The following is a 14907-nucleotide window of genomic DNA, read 5'->3' as shown; positions in this document are numbered from 1 at the left end:
AGAAGCAGAGCCGTGCCACGCCGAATCGGCATCGATTCCACCAGCCATATGGGGTGCGATTTCGGCAAAGTCTTGCCAAATGCAGCAAAACGACCAAATGTCGCGCACTCAACGCTACGTCCCCGAAAGTGTGCAGCACCTCCCCGAAAGCAGGACATGATGAATTCGAGACCTTCAATTGCCTTTGCCAAGCTAGCCGCGCCCAAAAAGGGAAGCGTCTTCGTGCTGGCGGCGGAAGGCAGCAGGCTGAGCGATGAGGCGAAGGCTTGCGATCCAGCCAAAACCCTTGACCGGGCGTTTCCGGTCGCGGACTTCACGGCCAAGTTCGCAAGCGTTGTGGAAGTGCTGGCGCCAGAGGGAACGTCGTTGGACAGACTGGTCGCCATCGGTGTCGGCAAGGTCTCGGCGCTTGATGACTATGCGTGGCTGAAGCTTGGCGGAACCATTGCCACATCGTTGCGCAAAGCGGCCGACATTGCGGTCGTTCTCGACCTCGCCGACGCTTCGGTTGGCGCCAAGGAGGCGGCGAACCTTGCCTCGGGCATCCTTTTGCGCACCTACTCCTTCGACAAGTACAAGACCAAGAAAGACAACACCAACGGCAAGGACGATACGAAGAAGCCGGCCAAGATAACCATCCACACCACTGATCCAGCGGGCGCGAAAAAGGCCTTTGCGGATGAGGTGGCGGTGATTGATGGCGTCCTTCTCGCGCGCGACCTGGTCAATGAGCCGGCGAATACGCTCGGACCGGTGGAATTTGCAGCCCGTGCCAAGGAACTGGAATCGCTGGGCGTCAAGGTCGAAATCCTCGCCGAGAAGGAGATGAAGAAGCTTGGAATGGGCTCGCTGCTCGGCGTTGCGCAGGGGTCCCCGCGCGGTGCCCGCTTGGCGGTGATGCAGTGGAGCGGCGGCAAGGCCAAGGACAGCCCGGTCGCCTTCGTCGGCAAGGGCGTCACCTTCGATACCGGCGGCAATTCGATGAAGCCCGCATCCGGCATGGAGGACATGAAGGGCGATATGGGCGGTGCGGCCGCGGTGACCGGGCTTATGCACGCACTTGCGTCGCGCAAGGCCAAGGCCAATGTCGTTGGCATCATCGGCCTGGTTGAAAATGCGGTCGACGGCCATGCCCAGCGTCCGGGCGACATCGTTACCTCGATGTCTGGGCAGACCATCGAAGTGCTCAACACCGACGCCGAAGGCCGCCTCGTGTTGGCCGATGCGCTTTGGTATTGCAACGACCGTTTCCAGCCGAAGTTCATGGTCAATCTGGCGACGCTGACCGGCGCGATCATGGTGGCGCTCGGCCAGCATTATGCCGGCCTGTTTTCCAACAATGATGAACTATCGGAAAAGCTGACGGCTGCCGGCCAGGCGACGCAGGAAAGACTTTGGCGCATGCCGCTTGGCGCCGAATACGACAAGCTCATCGATTCCAAGAACGCCGATATGAAGAATATCGGCGGCCGCTATGGCGGAGCCATCATCGCAGCGCAGTTCCTGCAGCGCTTCGTCAAGGACACGCCATGGGCGCATCTCGACATTGCCGGCACCGCGATGGGCGCGCCATCGAGCGAGATCAACCAGTCATGGGGCTCCGGTTTCGGCGTCAGGCTGCTCGACCGACTGGTTCGGGACAATTATGAGCAATAGGCGGCTGGAAACGATACGGCCGTCGACGCTATAGAGGGCGATGGCCGATGTCCTGTTTTACCACCTGACCGAATCGACACTGGAGGATGCGCTTCCCGGCCTTCTCGAGCGAAGTGTCGATCGTGGCTGGCGCGCCGTGGTGCAAACCGGCACGGAGGAGCGGCGCGATGCGCTCGACATGCATCTGTGGACCTTTCGCGATGATTCGTTCCTGGCTCACGCCACCGATCGAGAAGCCTACCTCGCCGAACAGCCGGTGCTTTTGACCACCGGCGACAGCAATCCGAACGAGGCAAAAATCCGCTTCCTGGTCGATGGCGCAACGCCGCCCGACCTTGGCGGCTACGAACGGGCCGTCTTCCTGTTCGATGGTCATGACGCAGCCCAGGTCGAGGCGGCGAGGGCGCACTGGAAAACGATGAAGGATGCCGGTCACGCCGTAACCTACTGGCAGCAGACACCCGACCGCCGTTGGGAACGCAAGGCGTGATACGTGCCAAGGCCACGCGCCATATCCATTGGAATGAATAATGCGCTTTCTGTTTGCCCTCATCCTGCTCGCCGGCATTGGCATCGGCGCCATCTATCCCTGGGCGATGAGCAATTTTTCGGGCCGTGAGATCGGTGTCTGGCGGGTTTACGAGCTAGGCCGTTTCAGGCCCGCGACGGTGTCGTTGAGCAGCCGCGACGAACCGGTTCGCGTGCTGGTGGACCTGACCGCCAAGGCCGAGAGGATCGTCTCGCCGCAGCATACCGTATTGACGCTGACCGCGGCCACCAACGGCCGCACGGTTCTGGCCTCGACCCTGCAGTTCAATCATTCCGATCCTCGCGAGGCCAGCCCGCAATTGCCCGACAAGATCTTTCGTGACGAAGCCGGCCTGATCACGAATGTCAGCCCCGGTTCTTACGTCTTCACGGTCGGCCCTGGCGACGCCGAGGACATACCGATACGGGCGGTGGATCTCATATTGCGATCAGGCGTTGGTGAGGTCGACCGACGGGCGCAACCTGTCGGGTTCTCGCTGATGGCTGTCGGCGCGATTGGCCTTATGCTGGGGCTGCGGCGCCGTGGTGGCGGCTCGCCCGAAAATCCGAACTCACAGCCGCCGCCTCCGCGCTGGGGCAGGGGTGCCAAGTGAACTACCGCCACGCCTACCACGCCGGAAATTTCGCTGATGTCGTCAAGCATGTGGTGCTGACGCGGCTGCTTGAATATTTGAAGCAGAAGGACAAGGCGTTTCGTGTCATCGACACCCACGCCGGAATCGGTCGTTACGATCTCTCGTCGGTCGAAGCGCAGAAGACCGGTGAATGGCTGGGTGGCATAGGTCGGCTGATCGATGCTTCGTTCGACGTCAAGGCGGAGGCCCTGCTTGCGCCATATCTGGAGGTGGTGCGAGCACTCAATCCTGATGGCGGCGTGAAGAAATATCCCGGTTCTCCGTTGATCGCGCGTCACCTACTGCGCAAGCAGGATCGGCTGTCGGCAATCGAGTTGCACCCGAAGGATGCGGCGAAGCTGAAGGCAGAATTCGCAGGCGATTTCCAGACAAGGGTCTTGGAGCTGGACGGCTGGCTGGCGCCTGGCGCCCATCTGCCGCCGAAGGAAAAGCGCGGCCTTGTGCTCATCGATCCACCCTTTGAGGAACCGGGCGAGTTCGACCGCCTCGTTGACGGATTGTTGAAGGCGCACAGGCGATGGCCGGGCGGCATCTATGCGTTGTGGTATCCGATCAAGGACCGCAAGGCGGTCATTGCCTTCAGGAAGGCGCTGAAGCAATCCGCCGTTCCAAAAATCCTCGACATAGAATTCGAAATCCGCCCCGCGTCCTCGGAACCCAGCCTGGACGGCAGCGGCATGGTGGTGGTCAACCCGCCGTTCACGCTTGAGGGCGAAATGCGTACGCTGCTGCCGGCCCTGCACAGGTTGCTCGCGGTGGGAAAGCCGGCGCACTGGTCTTTGGAATGGCTGGCCGGCGAGACGGCTTGACCGCAACCCGCCGAATCCGCACAGTGTGCTCCTGAGATCAAAGAGGCTGCCATGACTCGCTTCGCCAAATCCGTTCTTGCCGCCCTGATAAGCCTTTGCACGCCGCTCGCCGCGCCGCTTGGCGTCATGCAGGCCGCGCATGCGGCAGACCTTCCAGCCAGCTACTCCGACGATGATGGTGGGGTTTGCGGTCAACCATGGGTGCTGAGCAAGATCAGCAGCCGGTTCAGCTACCAGGTCAAACACGTGCCGCATCTGCCCGATGTGCAGATCACCGATTTCCACCGCATCCACCAGCACCGTTATCTTCCCGCCAATGACACCTGGCCGATTGGTCGCCGTTACTGCGGCGCCACCGTCAACCTGTCCGACGGCCGCGCCCGCGCCATCTGGTATCTGATCGAGGAAGGCCAGGGTTTCGCCTCGATTGGCGACAACGTCGAATTCTGCGTATCGGGTTTCGACCGTTGGATGGTCTACAACGGCAGCTGCCGCGTCCTGCGCTGACGCGGCCATTGATCCGACCATGGCTGGCTGACGGCCAACCGTTGCATTCGTGCGGGCGATAGGATTCGCTGCTGCCGAAAGCCGGGCGGACGGGCCCCCGGTTGCCGGAATTTCGTGCAAATCGCTTCGCTGGCTAGAGAAGAGCGAGTCAGATATGCATGACCCGCCGGGTCATTCACGGCCGTCGGCACAACGGAAGGGGCATCGCATGGCTAAGCAGTCATCCAAAGCGCCGGCATCCAAGACTCCGGCAGCAAAAGCGGCACCGAAGGCCGCCGCGAAACCAGCAGTCAAGAAGGCAACGCCCGCGGCAAAGCCGAAGGCAGCAGCACCGAAAGCTCCGCCAAAGAAAGCTGCTGCAGCGGCGGCAAAACCCGCTGTTAAGAGGGCCGCACCTGCGGCCAAGGCTGCAGCGCCCAAGGCGAAGGCAGCGCCCGCGAAGGCAGTGCCTGCAAAGGCCAAGGCGCCGGCAGCGAAGGCTCCAGCCAAGGCCGTGGCGACAGCCGCAAAACCAGCCGCGAAGAAAGCAGCACCTGCGCCTAAGGCTGCGGCGCCCAAGGCGAAGGCCGCGGCACCAAAGGCGAAAGCGGCTCCGGCGAAGGCCCCTGCAACCAAGGCGGCGGCCGCGGCCGTGGCAAAGCCGGCGGTGAAGAAGGCCGCGCCGGCGGCCAAGCCGAAGGCCGCGCCCGCCAAGGCGAAATCCGCGAAGAAGTAAAGCGGTTCTTCAAGCCAAAGCAGAATGCAAGGCTGCAGAGCAGGCATCAGGCTGGATGCCTTGCTCGCTGGTTTGGTGGCCGGGACAGGCCTCTAAAATCGGTGGCCATATCTTTGATGTGGCTGTGGCCGTCCAGAGGTTCACAAGTCCGCGGCGACGATGCTCGTCGCTTGGAAGCCAATTGAAATTTGGCTGCATCCCGGCGTGGCGGCCGGTTTTTCCCTTTCTGGCTGTTGCCTGCCAGGGCGTGCATGATGAACAGTGCCTGTCTCAAAAACAGGATACGGATCATGACCACACTGCTTTATGCATCCTCTTCGCCCTACAGTTCCAAGGTGCGTATGGCCGCAGCCTATGCCGGCATCGCCGTGGATACGGTGCCGGTCAAGACCGAGGAACGGCCGGCCGAGCTGATCGGCGCCAACCCGCTTGGCAAGATTCCGGTCCTGGTGCTCGATGATGGACGTTCGGTCCATGACAGCCGCGCCATCACCCAGCATCTCAACCGGGTTTCGAAGAATGTGCTGTTTCCACGCAATCCCGACAAGCGCCTTGAAGCCGAAGTGCTGGAAGCGCTGGCTGACGGAATTTGCGATTGCGCGCTGTCGATGGTCTATGAACGCCGGACTCGTCCCGAGGATATGGTGTATCAGCCGTGGCTGGATCGCCAGTGGGCAAAGATCACGGCGGCGCTAGACATGCTCAACGCCAACCCGCCAAAGCTGCCGAAGAAGATCACTGCCGGTCACATGGCTGTTCGTGCCTGTCTAGGCTATCTGGCGCTGCGTTTTGCCGGAAAGTGGGAGAAGGGGCGCGGAAGGTTGACGCGCTGGGCCGCGCGCTTCGACGAGAAGTTCCCACAGCTGAAGGCTTGCGTGCCCATTTGAATGGCAGCCTCATAAAAAAAGCCGGGCGCGAGGCCCGGCTTTTTCGTGTCGTGGCTTGGACGACTTAGAACTTCATACCGACGCCGAAGGTGACGCGGTTGTCGGTCGACTTGACGTTGCCGATACCGCCGCCAAAGTCCTTGCTGCCGAAGTCCGTATAGCGGTACTCGACACGGCCGAACACGTTTTCGGTGATCTTGATGTCCGTACCGACACCAGCGGTCCAGCCCAGCATCGTCTTGCTGTCGCTAGCGACGCCGTCATCGACCTTCTGGTCCTTCAGCGCTCCGCCGGCGGTGCCGTAGAGCAGGATGTCCGGGGTCACGGCATAGCCGAGACGGGCACGCAGCGAGCCTTCCACACCACCCTTGGCGTCTGCACCAAAGTTGGAGCCCTTGACGCCGTTGTAGCCGATATCGGCTTCAGCACCGTACACGAAGTTCTCCTGCTGCCACTGATAACCACCAAACACGCCACCAACGAAACCCTTGGTGCCAACGTTGTTGTCTTGATCCCGCAGGTTGGCGTGGCCAGCGAATCCGTAGCCGACGCTCAGACCGGCATAGGGGCCGGCCCAGGATGCGACTGGAAGCTGGGCAATCGGCGCGGGTGCCGGCGGCTCTTCCTGAACCACGTCGGCGGCATAGGCGGTACCGCCGAGGGCGAAGAGCCCGAGAGCCACGACCAAGGGCCGGGCAAATTTAAGATTGGCTTGCATTGTTCTTTACTCCTTAAGCCACAGGACACAGGCTTGTTTTTTCCATGAGCGCCCTCAACCCGTCCGGGGGGTAAACGGATCTGGCGTTCAACGGTTCCAAATGTCGTGTCAAAATGCGGCTGAAGCGAACCTGAACTTGGGTCATTCCCTGGCACGAATGAGGCTGAAACTTGACGTTGCATCTTCGCAACAGCGAATGTCAGCAGGCTTGTCATGCTGCACTGCAACCGGCTTGGTGCAAGGGGTTCAGCGCTCTATATTCCGAAGGGCGGCCCGAGTCTTGTCTGTATCCAGGATGCCGATCGGTCCGTATTGCCACAATCCTGCCCAAGGTGCGAACGGCATTTAACCTATCGCGGGCCATATTTGGCCGGCGCAGCTTTTTGTGGCGTGGAATCGAGGATTGACAGATGGACAAAGCCAACGGTGTGGCGCTGGTCACGGGCGGCGCGAAACGAATTGGCAAAGCGATCGTCGAGGACCTTGCAGCGCATGGCTTTGCCGTCGCTATCCATTGCAACCGTTCGCGTGCGGAAGCGGATGCGCTGGCCGCGGGAATCGAGCGCGCCGGGGGCCGCGCCACGGTGATCGTTGCCGACTTGGCCGACATGGCCGAGGCCGCAGGCCTCGTCGCCCGTGCCGAGGCCGCACTTGGTTCTGTCGGCCTGTTGGTCAACAATGCTTCCCTGTTCGAGGACGATTCAGTTCTGGATTTCAACTGGCAGGCCTGGGACCGCCATTTCGCCGTTCACGTGAAGGCGCCGGCCCTGCTGGCGCAACAGTTTGCGCATGGCTTGCCGGCGGACCGGGAGGGGCTGATCGTCAACATCATCGACCAGCGTGTCTGGCGCCCGACGCCGCGTTATTTTTCCTACGCATTGTCGAAATCGTCCCTCTGGACGGCAACCCAGATGATGGCGCAGGCGCTCGGACCCCGCATTCGTGTCAATGCCATCGGTCCCGGACCAACCTTGAAGAATGCCCGCCAGAACGATGAGGATTTTGAAGCGCAGGTCGAAGGTTTGATTCTCAAGCGCGGCCCGGAATTGTCGGAATTCGGGCGCACCATTCGCTACCTTTGGGCGGCGCGCTCGGTGACCGGCCAGATGATTGCACTTGATGGAGGCCAGCATCTTGCGTGGCAAACGCCTGATGTGACAGGCATGATGGAATGAGCAGCGTAGACCATAAGCACAAGAGAGGCGGCAGCGACGACCTGCCGCCCGATGTCGATCTCGAGGACGAGGCGGCGGAAGAGATTGTCGCGCCACCCGGACCGGACGTTTCGTTCACCGCTATTGACTGGACGCCGCATGCGGGTGACGCCGATGGCATGGTCGGCGCCGAGGTGATCCAGACCCTCGTCAAGCGCCTGCCAAACGCGCCCGGCGTCTACCGCATGATGAACGCCGCCGGCGACGTGCTGTATGTCGGCAAGGCGCGCAGCCTGAAGAAGCGCGTCACCAATTACGCTCAAGGGAGGTTTCACACCAACCGCATTGGCCGGATGGTGCGCGAGACGGCGACGATGGAGTTCGTCGTTACCCGCACCGAGATCGAGGCGCTGCTGCTTGAGGCCAACCTTATCAAGCGCTTGCGGCCGCGATTCAATGTTCTCATGCGCGACGACAAGTCGTTTCCCTATATTCTTCTCACGGGAGATCATGTCTCGCCCGGCATCTACAAGCACCGTGGCGCCCGGTCGCGCAAAGGCGACTATTTCGGTCCTTTCGCTTCGGCGGGCGCCGTCGGTCGCACCATCAACTCGCTGCAGCGTGCCTTCCTGCTTCGAAGCTGCACCAATTCCTTCTACGAGAACCGCACGCGGCCCTGTCTGCTCTATCAGATCAAGCGTTGCGCCGGGCCTTGCACGGGCGAAATCTCGCATGATGGCTATGCCGAACTGGTCGAAGAGGCGAAGGATTTTCTCTCCGGCCGCAGCCAGAAGGTAAAGAAGGAAATCTCCGCCGCCATGCAGAAGGCCTCGGAGGACCTCGATTTCGAGCGCGCGGCCATCTATCGCGACCGGCTGGCAGCCTTGTCGCACGTCCAGAGCCATCAGGGCATCAATCCCGACACCGTCGACGAGGCCGACGTTTTCGCCATCCATCAGGAAGGTGGCCAGGTCTGTATCCAGGTCTTCTTCTTCCGCACCGGCCAGAATTGGGGCAACCGCGCCTATTTCCCCAAGGCTGATCCCGCACTGGAAGCAGCCGAGGTGCTGGGTTCGTTCCTGGCGCAGTTCTACGACGACAAGCCGACGCCGCGCACAATTCTCCTGTCGCACGGCGTCGAGGACCAGGAACTGCTGGCTGAGGCGCTTTCGACCCGCGCCGGTCGCAAGGTGGCGATCTCGGTGCCGCAGCGTGGCGAGAAGAAAGACCTGACCGACAATGCCTTGCAGAATGCGCGCGAGGCACTCGGCCGCAGGCTGGCCGAGACGTCGACGCAGGCGCGGCTGCTGACCGGCTTCGCGGAAACCTTTGGCCTCGAAAAGCCGCCAGTGCGAATCGAGGTCTACGACAATTCGCACATCATGGGCACCAACGCCGTCGGCGCCATGGTCGTCGCGGGGCCGGAAGGGTTCGTCAAGAATCAGTATCGAAAGTTCAACATCCGCTCGACCGAGATCACCCCGGGCGACGATTTCGGCATGATGCGTGAAGTCATGGAGCGGCGGTTTTCGCGGCTGCTCAAGGAGCATGGCGATATCGCTGTTGCCGACGGCGCGGCGGCGGCAGCGGATGATATCGAGGATGACGTTTCCGGCAGCTTCCCGGCCTGGCCCGACGTCATCCTGATCGATGGCGGCCAGGGGCAGATGACCGCCGTGCGAAAAATCCTTGCCGACCTTGGCATCGAGGATCGTGTCGTGGCGATCGGCATTGCCAAGGGCCAGGATCGTGATGCTGGCCGTGAACGTTTCTTCGTCAGGGGCAGGGATTCATTTTCGCTCCCCGTTCGCGATCCGGTGCTTTATTTCGTGCAAAGGTTGCGCGACGAGGTCCACCGCTTCGCCATCGGCTCGCATCGGGCTCGCCGCAAGAAGGAAATGGTGAAGAGCCCGCTTGACGAGATCGCCGGCATCGGGCCCGGCCGCAAGCGCGCGCTGCTCCTGCATTTCGGCACTGCCAAGGCGGTCAGCCGAGCTGCTGTCGAGGATCTCGTCAAGGTCGACGGCATTTCGGAGCAGGTGGCGAAACTGGTCTATAACCATTTTCACGAGAGCTGATGCATGTCACCCAAAAGTGTGCGGGGGATAACGACATGTACGAAAACAAGAAACGAGGCTCGCCGAAATTATCTTTGACGCTATTTTGGACTGGCCAATCGATTCTGGCCTGTTGACCCCCCACATTCGCATCTGATTTGAGTACGCAGGCAGAAAGAGTTCCCCAGAATATGGCCAAGCGCGCGTTCAACCTGCCCAACATGCTCACTTACGCCCGCATCGTCGCGGTGCCGTTGGTGGTGCTATGCTTCTTTCTCGAGGGGCATCTGAAATCGAGCGACTTTGCCCGCTGGTCGGCGCTTGTCATCTTCCTGTTGGCGAGTGTCACGGATTATCTGGATGGCTACCTGGCGCGGGCCTGGCAACAGACATCCAACATCGGCAAGATGCTCGATCCGATCGCCGACAAATTGCTTGTCGCGACCTGCCTCTTGCTCCTGGCCGCCGATACCGATCGCCATGCCGGAATCGCCGGTTGGTCGCTGTGGGCCGCGATCATCATCCTGTGCCGCGAAATCCTGGTTTCGGGCCTGCGCGAATACCTGGCGGCGCTGAAGGTCAGCGTGCCGGTAACGCAGCTGGCCAAGTGGAAGACCGCCATCCAGATGGTCGCCATCGCCTTCCTGCTGGCAGGACCAGCCGGCGACAAGATTTTCCCGTTGACCACACAGACAGGACTGGTGCTCCTTTGGATCGCGGCGCTCGTCACGCTCTACACCGGATATGACTATTTCCGCGCCGGCCTCAAGCACATCATGGACGAGTGACATGGACAGTGGAAAAACCAGGCTCATCTACTTCGCCTGGGTGCGCGAGCGGATCGGGATGGCGGAAGAGGACGTGCAATTGCCGGCCGGCATCGAGACCGTCGCAGACCTGCTGCGCTGGCTGAAATCGCGTGGCGAGGAGTATGAGCAGGCGCTGCAATATCCCGATGTCATCCGCGTCGCCATCAACCAGGAACATGTCGACCATCGCGAGAAGATCGCCGGGGCACGTGAGATCGCGCTGTTTCCGCCAATGACCGGAGGTTGAGGTGTCGGCCACGGTCGTACCGACTGTGCGCATCCAGGCGCGGGATTTCGATATCGCCGTCGAGATTGCCAGACTGACGCAAGGCCGCGCCGACATCGGCGCCGTGGTGACGTTCTCCGGTCTTTGCCGCGACGAGCAGGGCAGGCTCTCGGCGCTTGAACTCGAACACTATCCCGGGATGGCCGAAGCCGAAATCGCGCGCATCGCGGCCGAAGCGGTCGAGCGCTGGCCGCTGCAGGGGCTCACGGCGATCCACCGGCACGGCAAGATACGGCCGGGCGAGAACATCGTGCTGGTCGTGGCCGCTTCCGCGCACCGGCAGGCTGCATTCGAGGCGGCGAATTTCCTGATGGATTTCCTGAAGTCGCGTGCGCCGTTCTGGAAGAAGGAACATCTTGCAGGCGGCTCCGAGGGCGGCTGGGTGGAGGCCAAGGAGGCCGACGACAAGGCGACCTCGCGCTGGACATTGCCGTCGGAATAATGCCGCGAGGCTGTCACGGAACGACCGTATTTCTTGGGCCAACTGCACCGGGTGCACGTTGCGAAGGGAGCAAGGTCATGCTGGACAGGATCGCCGAGTTCTTCGTCTTTGGTTTCGCGCCGCTGGTCATCGGCATTCTGGCTGTACCGGAACTGTCGGCCGCTGCCGAAAAAGCGGTGAAAGGCGAGGTGGTGTACCGCGAGCGCATCGCGCTGCCGCCGAACGCCGCGCTCTCCGTGCAACTCGCCGATGTTTCGCTGGCCGATGCGCCGGCCGCGATCATTGGCGAGCAGAAAATGTCGCCGGCCGGCCAGGTGCCGATCAGTTTCGAAATCAAGTTCGATTCGTCGGCGATCCGGCCGCGGATGACCTACGCGCTGGAGGCGCGCATCACGGTCGACAACAAGCTCATCTTCATCAGTGACACCAGGCATCAGGTCGACCCGTTGACCGATGCGCCGCAAACGATCCTTCTGAAGATGGTGCCGCGGGCGTCGGCCGATACGGCGCCCGTGTTCGGGCAAAGCTGGGTCGTCGAGTATGTCGATGGCATCGGCGCGATCGCGTACCCGAGGGCTACGTTGCGGATCAGCGAAGCCGGCAAGGCAGGCGGCAACGGCCCTTGCAACGCCTACTTCGCCAACGCAAAGGTCGAAGGCCAGTCTATCGCGATCAGCAACATCGGCTCGACCTTCAAGGCTTGCACGCCCGAGGTGATGGCCGAGGAGAAGGCTATGTTCGACGCGCTGGCCAAGGCTTCATCGTTTCGCGTTGACGACGGCAAGCTGATCATCGCCGACAAGCGCAACCGCGACATCCTGCGGTTCAGCGCGGCAAGTTAGGTGGCGTGTCAAAAAGGCCTTGAGTCAAACAAAAAAGGCCGGCGAAAACGCCGACCTTTTGAGCATGACTGATGAGATGGACTGTCGGCTCAGCCGACAACCTCGGTGTCCGAGAACCAGTACTTGATCTCCTGCGCCGCCGTCTCGGGGGCATCGGAGCCATGGACGGAATTCTCGCCGATCGACAGGGCATGTACCTTGCGGATGGTGCCTTCGGCGGCGTTGGCTGGGTTGGTTGCGCCCATCACTTCGCGGTTCCTGGCAATCGCGTTCTCGCCCTCGAGAACCTGGACCACCGTCGGCGCCGACGACATGAATTCCACCAGTTCGCCGAAGAAGGGACGATCCTTGTGGACGGCATAGAAGCCTTCCGCTTCGCGGCGGCTCATCCAGACGCGGCGCGAAGCGATGACGCGCAGACCGGCATCCTCCAGCATCTTTGTGATGGCGCCGGTGAGATTGCGACGGGTCGCGTCCGGCTTGATCATGGAAAAGGTGCGTTCGAGCGCCATGTGGTCGTCCTTGTGATGAGGAATGGAGTTAAGAGTGGCGGGCTCTATACAAGCCGCCCGGCGCATTGCCAAGGGGAAGCGGGCATCGTTGTCGTCAGCGCGTGATGATGGTCGAGGGGCGCCGGAACTCCCAGCCTTCCTGCTCCAGCACCGGCGTGCATTGTTCCTCGGTCGGATAGCCAACGCAGAAGTAGCCGATGAACGTCCATTCCGGGGGCGCTTCCAGTATCCTCGTCATTTGAACCGGATCGAGAATGGAGACCCAGCCCATGCCTATTCCTTCGGCGCGCGCCGCCAGCCACATGGTATGAACCGCCATCACGGCCGAGTATTCGATGGTCGCGGGCATGGTCATACGGCCAAGCCCGTGCCCTTGTTCGGTCGTTCGGTCGGCGAAAACGGCGAACTGGCAAGGCGCCTCGATCAATCCGGCAAGTTTCAGCCGTGCGTAAAGCGCGGCGCGCTCGCCCGAGAATGACGCAAGCGCCTGCGCGTTGCATTCTTCAAAGCTGGCCCTGACGGCGTCGCGGCGCTCCGGACTCTGGACAACGACAAAGCGCCAGGGCTGGCTCAGCCCCACCGAGGGGGCAATGCTGGCGAGGCCGAGCAGCCGCTCCAGGGTTCCCTCCGGAAGCGGCGTCGGTTTGAAACGGCGCACATCCCTTCGCCAGAGGAAAAGGTTGAGGAGCTCGGCGCGAAAGCCGTCGAGGAATTCGGGGCCTGACGTCATGCCGTCGCGCTGCCTTTGTATACTTGCCGGGTTGGGCGTTCGTTCACTCTTGCCTGGACCGGGCTGCCAATGAGGTGCCCGAAGCGACGCTTGTGCAGTCGCATTGTCGCATTTCACAGGGGTATGGTTTGTCCCACCCTTCAAATCGGCGTGATGATGAAAGGCCGGGAAGCGGATGTGCCTTGGCCGGGCGCCGGCCAGGTCAGACCTCTATGTCGCTACGCCGCCGCGGAGACCTTCCGGCCGAGACCGTCATTGAGGTCGAGGCAGCGTTCAAACCATTGCGCCACGACATCGCCGTCCTCAAGCAGCCGATAGGGGGAAGCGATACGCGCCCACTGCAGCGCACCGAACACGATATAGTCGGCAAACAGCGGCGATGGCCCGCCGATGAAGGGTTGAAAGGAAAGCATCGAGCGCAAGGGCTCCAGCGAAGCGCGGAAGCCGGCGAGCCCGGCGTCGCGGGTAGCTGTGACATCTTCCAGTTTCTTGCCAAGCCGCGCCTCACGGGTCTGCCTGAAGTAGACCGAGTTCGCCTCGTCCTGCATGCCGTAAAGGTCCATCAGCGCCGCTGTGGTGACGTAGGGATGGATCGTCAGCTGCGACCAGCGTTCGATGAAGCGCGCCATCGCCTTGCCACCATCGCCGCCAAACAGCGTCGGGCGATCCGGGTAGGCTTCATCGAGATAAACAGCAATGGCGAAGGAGTCGGCAACCACCTTCTCGCCGTCACGGATCACCGGTACCGTCTTCGAGACGCCGCCTTCGACGACGGGCACTTCGAGAAAGCGCGTCGGCACAGTCGAGATGTCCAGCCCTTTGTGTGCAAGCGCCATAGTCGCCTTCCAGCAATGCGGACTGAACGGACGGGCAGCGTCCCGCCCGACGAGGTCATAAAGCAAAATGGTCATTGGCGGCGGCGTTCCTGCGGTTTAGGTAGGCCCGTGACGAATGCGGGGCCGGGAGAAAAACATTGAAGCAGCATTTCATGATGTTCGCGGCTTATAATCAATGGGCCAATGGCCGCATCTATGATGCGGCGGCCGAACTCAATGACGAGGAATTTGGTCGCGACACCGGCGCCTTCTTCGGCTCGATGATGGGTACACTCAATCACCTGCTGACCACCGATCGAATCTGGATGAAGCGTTTCACCGGCGAGGGCGATGCCCCAACCACCCTGGACGCGATACTGTACCGGGCCTTGCCCGCATTGCGGGCGGCGCGCGAGGCCGAGGACAGGAGGATCATGGACTGGGTCAGCGGCCTCAGCGACAAGGCACTGTCAGGTCGTTTCACCTACATGACCGTATCCGACATGCGCACCGTTTCGCAGCGTCAGGCGCCGGCGCTCGCCCACCTGTTCAACCACCAGACGCACCATCGCGGACAGGCGCATACCATCCTGACAATCCTGGGCAGGCCAAGTCTTGGGTTGGATCTGTCATTGTTCCAGCGCACCGAAGAGGGCAGGGCTTTCGCCTGATTTGATCGCTATGCCCTGGAAGAAGGCCGGCGCTGCTTGGGAGGTTGCCTGATAAAGCGCCGGCCAGGCGGAAATCAGGTCCGCCGCACGACCGATGGTACCTGAGTCTTGCC

At 61.7% G+C, this 14907-nt stretch carries 18 protein-coding genes; 13 read left to right on the top strand and 5 right to left on the bottom strand.

Annotated elements, in window-relative coordinates; translation table 11 throughout:
* Positions 1 to 159: 159 nt before the first annotated feature.
* From ACO07C_RS08350 to ACO07C_RS08330, 5 genes are read left to right on the top strand one after another with little or no spacing between them, the layout of a single operon-like run.
* The gene (locus ACO07C_RS08350) at positions 160 to 1656 is read left to right on the top strand and encodes a leucyl aminopeptidase (RefSeq protein ID WP_421917472.1); all 1497 of its coding nucleotides are present in this window, start codon (positions 160 to 162) and stop codon (positions 1654 to 1656) included.
* A 40-nt stretch (positions 1657 to 1696) separates the two neighbouring features.
* A complete protein-coding gene (locus ACO07C_RS08345) occupies positions 1697 to 2146 on the top strand; it encodes a DNA polymerase III subunit chi (RefSeq protein ID WP_421913702.1) in 450 nt (149 codons plus the stop codon).
* Between the two features lie 40 nt (positions 2147 to 2186).
* A complete protein-coding gene (locus ACO07C_RS08340) occupies positions 2187 to 2798 on the top strand; it encodes a hypothetical protein (RefSeq protein ID WP_421913701.1) in 612 nt (203 codons plus the stop codon).
* On the top strand, positions 2795 to 3649 hold the full coding sequence (locus tag ACO07C_RS08335; protein WP_421913700.1) for a 23S rRNA (adenine(2030)-N(6))-methyltransferase RlmJ: 855 nt from the start codon (positions 2795 to 2797) through the stop codon (positions 3647 to 3649). The genes ACO07C_RS08340 and ACO07C_RS08335 overlap by 4 nt, the downstream gene beginning before the upstream one ends.
* A gap of 51 nt (positions 3650 to 3700) precedes the next feature.
* Positions 3701 to 4156, top strand: a complete 456-nt coding sequence (locus ACO07C_RS08330) for a hypothetical protein (protein ID WP_421913699.1) — start codon at positions 3701 to 3703, stop codon at positions 4154 to 4156.
* Between the two features lie 171 nt (positions 4157 to 4327).
* Here the strand turns inward: ACO07C_RS08330 and ACO07C_RS08325 are convergent, their stop codons facing one another.
* A complete protein-coding gene (locus tag ACO07C_RS08325) occupies positions 4328 to 4828 on the bottom strand; it encodes a hypothetical protein (protein ID WP_421913697.1) in 501 nt (166 codons plus the stop codon).
* A 333-nt stretch (positions 4829 to 5161) separates the two neighbouring features.
* Between ACO07C_RS08325 and ACO07C_RS08320 the strand changes: the two genes are divergently transcribed.
* Complete coding sequence (locus ACO07C_RS08320) at positions 5162 to 5758, top strand: glutathione S-transferase family protein (protein ID WP_421913696.1); 597 nt, start codon at positions 5162 to 5164, stop codon at positions 5756 to 5758.
* Between the two features lie 64 nt (positions 5759 to 5822).
* Here ACO07C_RS08320 and ACO07C_RS08315 read toward each other — a convergent pair whose 3' ends face one another.
* Complete coding sequence (locus ACO07C_RS08315; protein WP_421913695.1) at positions 5823 to 6476, bottom strand: outer membrane protein; 654 nt, start codon at positions 6474 to 6476, stop codon at positions 5823 to 5825.
* Positions 6477 to 6886: 410 nt separating this feature from the next.
* Here ACO07C_RS08315 and ACO07C_RS08310 point away from each other — a divergent pair, with 410 nt between their 5' ends.
* The 6 genes from ACO07C_RS08310 to ACO07C_RS08285 all read left to right on the top strand — a co-directional run bounded on the left by ACO07C_RS08310 (position 6887) and on the right by ACO07C_RS08285 (position 12066).
* Positions 6887 to 7651: an SDR family oxidoreductase gene (locus ACO07C_RS08310; protein WP_421913694.1), complete on the top strand. Its 765-nt coding sequence runs from the start codon at positions 6887 to 6889 to the stop codon at positions 7649 to 7651.
* Positions 7648 to 9708, top strand: coding sequence for an excinuclease ABC subunit UvrC (gene uvrC, locus ACO07C_RS08305; protein WP_421913693.1), 2061 nt, complete (start codon positions 7648 to 7650; stop codon positions 9706 to 9708). The genes ACO07C_RS08310 and uvrC overlap by 4 nt, the downstream gene beginning before the upstream one ends.
* A gap of 170 nt (positions 9709 to 9878) precedes the next feature.
* On the top strand, positions 9879 to 10475 hold the full coding sequence (gene pgsA / locus ACO07C_RS08300) for a CDP-diacylglycerol--glycerol-3-phosphate 3-phosphatidyltransferase (RefSeq protein ID WP_421913692.1): 597 nt from the start codon (positions 9879 to 9881) through the stop codon (positions 10473 to 10475).
* A gap of 1 nt (position 10476) precedes the next feature.
* On the top strand, positions 10477 to 10743 hold the full coding sequence (gene moaD, locus ACO07C_RS08295) for a molybdopterin converting factor subunit 1 (RefSeq protein ID WP_421913691.1): 267 nt from the start codon (positions 10477 to 10479) through the stop codon (positions 10741 to 10743).
* Position 10744: 1 nt separating this feature from the next.
* Entirely contained in the window at positions 10745 to 11224 is a 480-nt protein-coding gene (locus tag ACO07C_RS08290; RefSeq protein ID WP_421913690.1) for a molybdenum cofactor biosynthesis protein MoaE, read from the top strand.
* Positions 11225 to 11301: 77 nt separating this feature from the next.
* Positions 11302 to 12066 (top strand): YbaY family lipoprotein, encoded by a 765-nt coding sequence (locus ACO07C_RS08285; protein WP_421913689.1) that lies wholly within the window; start codon positions 11302 to 11304, stop codon positions 12064 to 12066.
* 89 nt (positions 12067 to 12155) lie between these two features.
* Here the strand turns inward: ACO07C_RS08285 and ndk are convergent, their stop codons facing one another.
* The 3 genes from ndk to ACO07C_RS08270 form a co-directional block, all read right to left on the bottom strand.
* On the bottom strand, positions 12156 to 12578 hold the full coding sequence (gene ndk / locus ACO07C_RS08280; protein WP_421913688.1) for a nucleoside-diphosphate kinase: 423 nt from the start codon (positions 12576 to 12578) through the stop codon (positions 12156 to 12158).
* Between the two features lie 94 nt (positions 12579 to 12672).
* Positions 12673 to 13308: a 5,6-dimethylbenzimidazole synthase gene (bluB, locus tag ACO07C_RS08275; RefSeq protein ID WP_421913687.1), complete on the bottom strand. Its 636-nt coding sequence runs from the start codon at positions 13306 to 13308 to the stop codon at positions 12673 to 12675.
* A 218-nt stretch (positions 13309 to 13526) separates the two neighbouring features.
* On the bottom strand, positions 13527 to 14219 hold the full coding sequence (locus tag ACO07C_RS08270; RefSeq protein WP_421913686.1) for a glutathione S-transferase family protein: 693 nt from the start codon (positions 14217 to 14219) through the stop codon (positions 13527 to 13529).
* 62 nt (positions 14220 to 14281) lie between these two features.
* On the opposite strand from ACO07C_RS08270, the gene ACO07C_RS08265 reads away from it, so the two are divergent.
* Complete coding sequence (locus ACO07C_RS08265; RefSeq protein WP_421913685.1) at positions 14282 to 14794, top strand: DinB family protein; 513 nt, start codon at positions 14282 to 14284, stop codon at positions 14792 to 14794.
* Positions 14795 to 14907 lie beyond the last annotated feature (113 nt).

The organism is Mesorhizobium sp. (assembly GCF_965229135.1).
Taxonomy (GTDB): Bacteria; Pseudomonadota; Alphaproteobacteria; order Rhizobiales; family Rhizobiaceae; genus Mesorhizobium.
Note: the sequence above shows the minus strand (reverse complement) of the source record. Positions and strands in the feature narration are given on the sequence as shown.

Bases quoted from the DNA above. Each gene is read 5' to 3' on its own strand.
- ACO07C_RS08350 (WP_421917472.1), top strand. From the start codon at position 160: ATGAATTCGAGACCTTCAATTGCCTTTGCCAAGCTAGCCGCGCCCAAA.
- ACO07C_RS08345 (WP_421913702.1), top strand. From the start codon at position 1,697: ATGGCCGATGTCCTGTTTTACCACCTGACCGAATCGACACTGGAGGAT.
- ACO07C_RS08340 (WP_421913701.1), top strand. From the start codon at position 2,187: ATGCGCTTTCTGTTTGCCCTCATCCTGCTCGCCGGCATTGGCATCGGC.
- ACO07C_RS08330 (WP_421913699.1), top strand. From the start codon at position 3,701: ATGACTCGCTTCGCCAAATCCGTTCTTGCCGCCCTGATAAGCCTTTGC.
- ACO07C_RS08320 (WP_421913696.1), top strand. From the start codon at position 5,162: ATGACCACACTGCTTTATGCATCCTCTTCGCCCTACAGTTCCAAGGTG.
- ACO07C_RS08315 (WP_421913695.1), bottom strand. From the start codon at position 6,476: ATGCAAGCCAATCTTAAATTTGCCCGGCCCTTGGTCGTGGCTCTCGGG.
- ACO07C_RS08310 (WP_421913694.1), top strand. From the start codon at position 6,887: ATGGACAAAGCCAACGGTGTGGCGCTGGTCACGGGCGGCGCGAAACGA.
- uvrC (WP_421913693.1), top strand. From the start codon at position 7,648: ATGAGCAGCGTAGACCATAAGCACAAGAGAGGCGGCAGCGACGACCTG.
- pgsA (WP_421913692.1), top strand. From the start codon at position 9,879: ATGGCCAAGCGCGCGTTCAACCTGCCCAACATGCTCACTTACGCCCGC.
- moaD (WP_421913691.1), top strand. From the start codon at position 10,477: ATGGACAGTGGAAAAACCAGGCTCATCTACTTCGCCTGGGTGCGCGAG.
- ACO07C_RS08285 (WP_421913689.1), top strand. From the start codon at position 11,302: ATGCTGGACAGGATCGCCGAGTTCTTCGTCTTTGGTTTCGCGCCGCTG.
- ndk (WP_421913688.1), bottom strand. From the start codon at position 12,578: ATGGCGCTCGAACGCACCTTTTCCATGATCAAGCCGGACGCGACCCGT.
- bluB (WP_421913687.1), bottom strand. From the start codon at position 13,308: ATGACGTCAGGCCCCGAATTCCTCGACGGCTTTCGCGCCGAGCTCCTC.
- ACO07C_RS08270 (WP_421913686.1), bottom strand. From the start codon at position 14,219: ATGACCATTTTGCTTTATGACCTCGTCGGGCGGGACGCTGCCCGTCCG.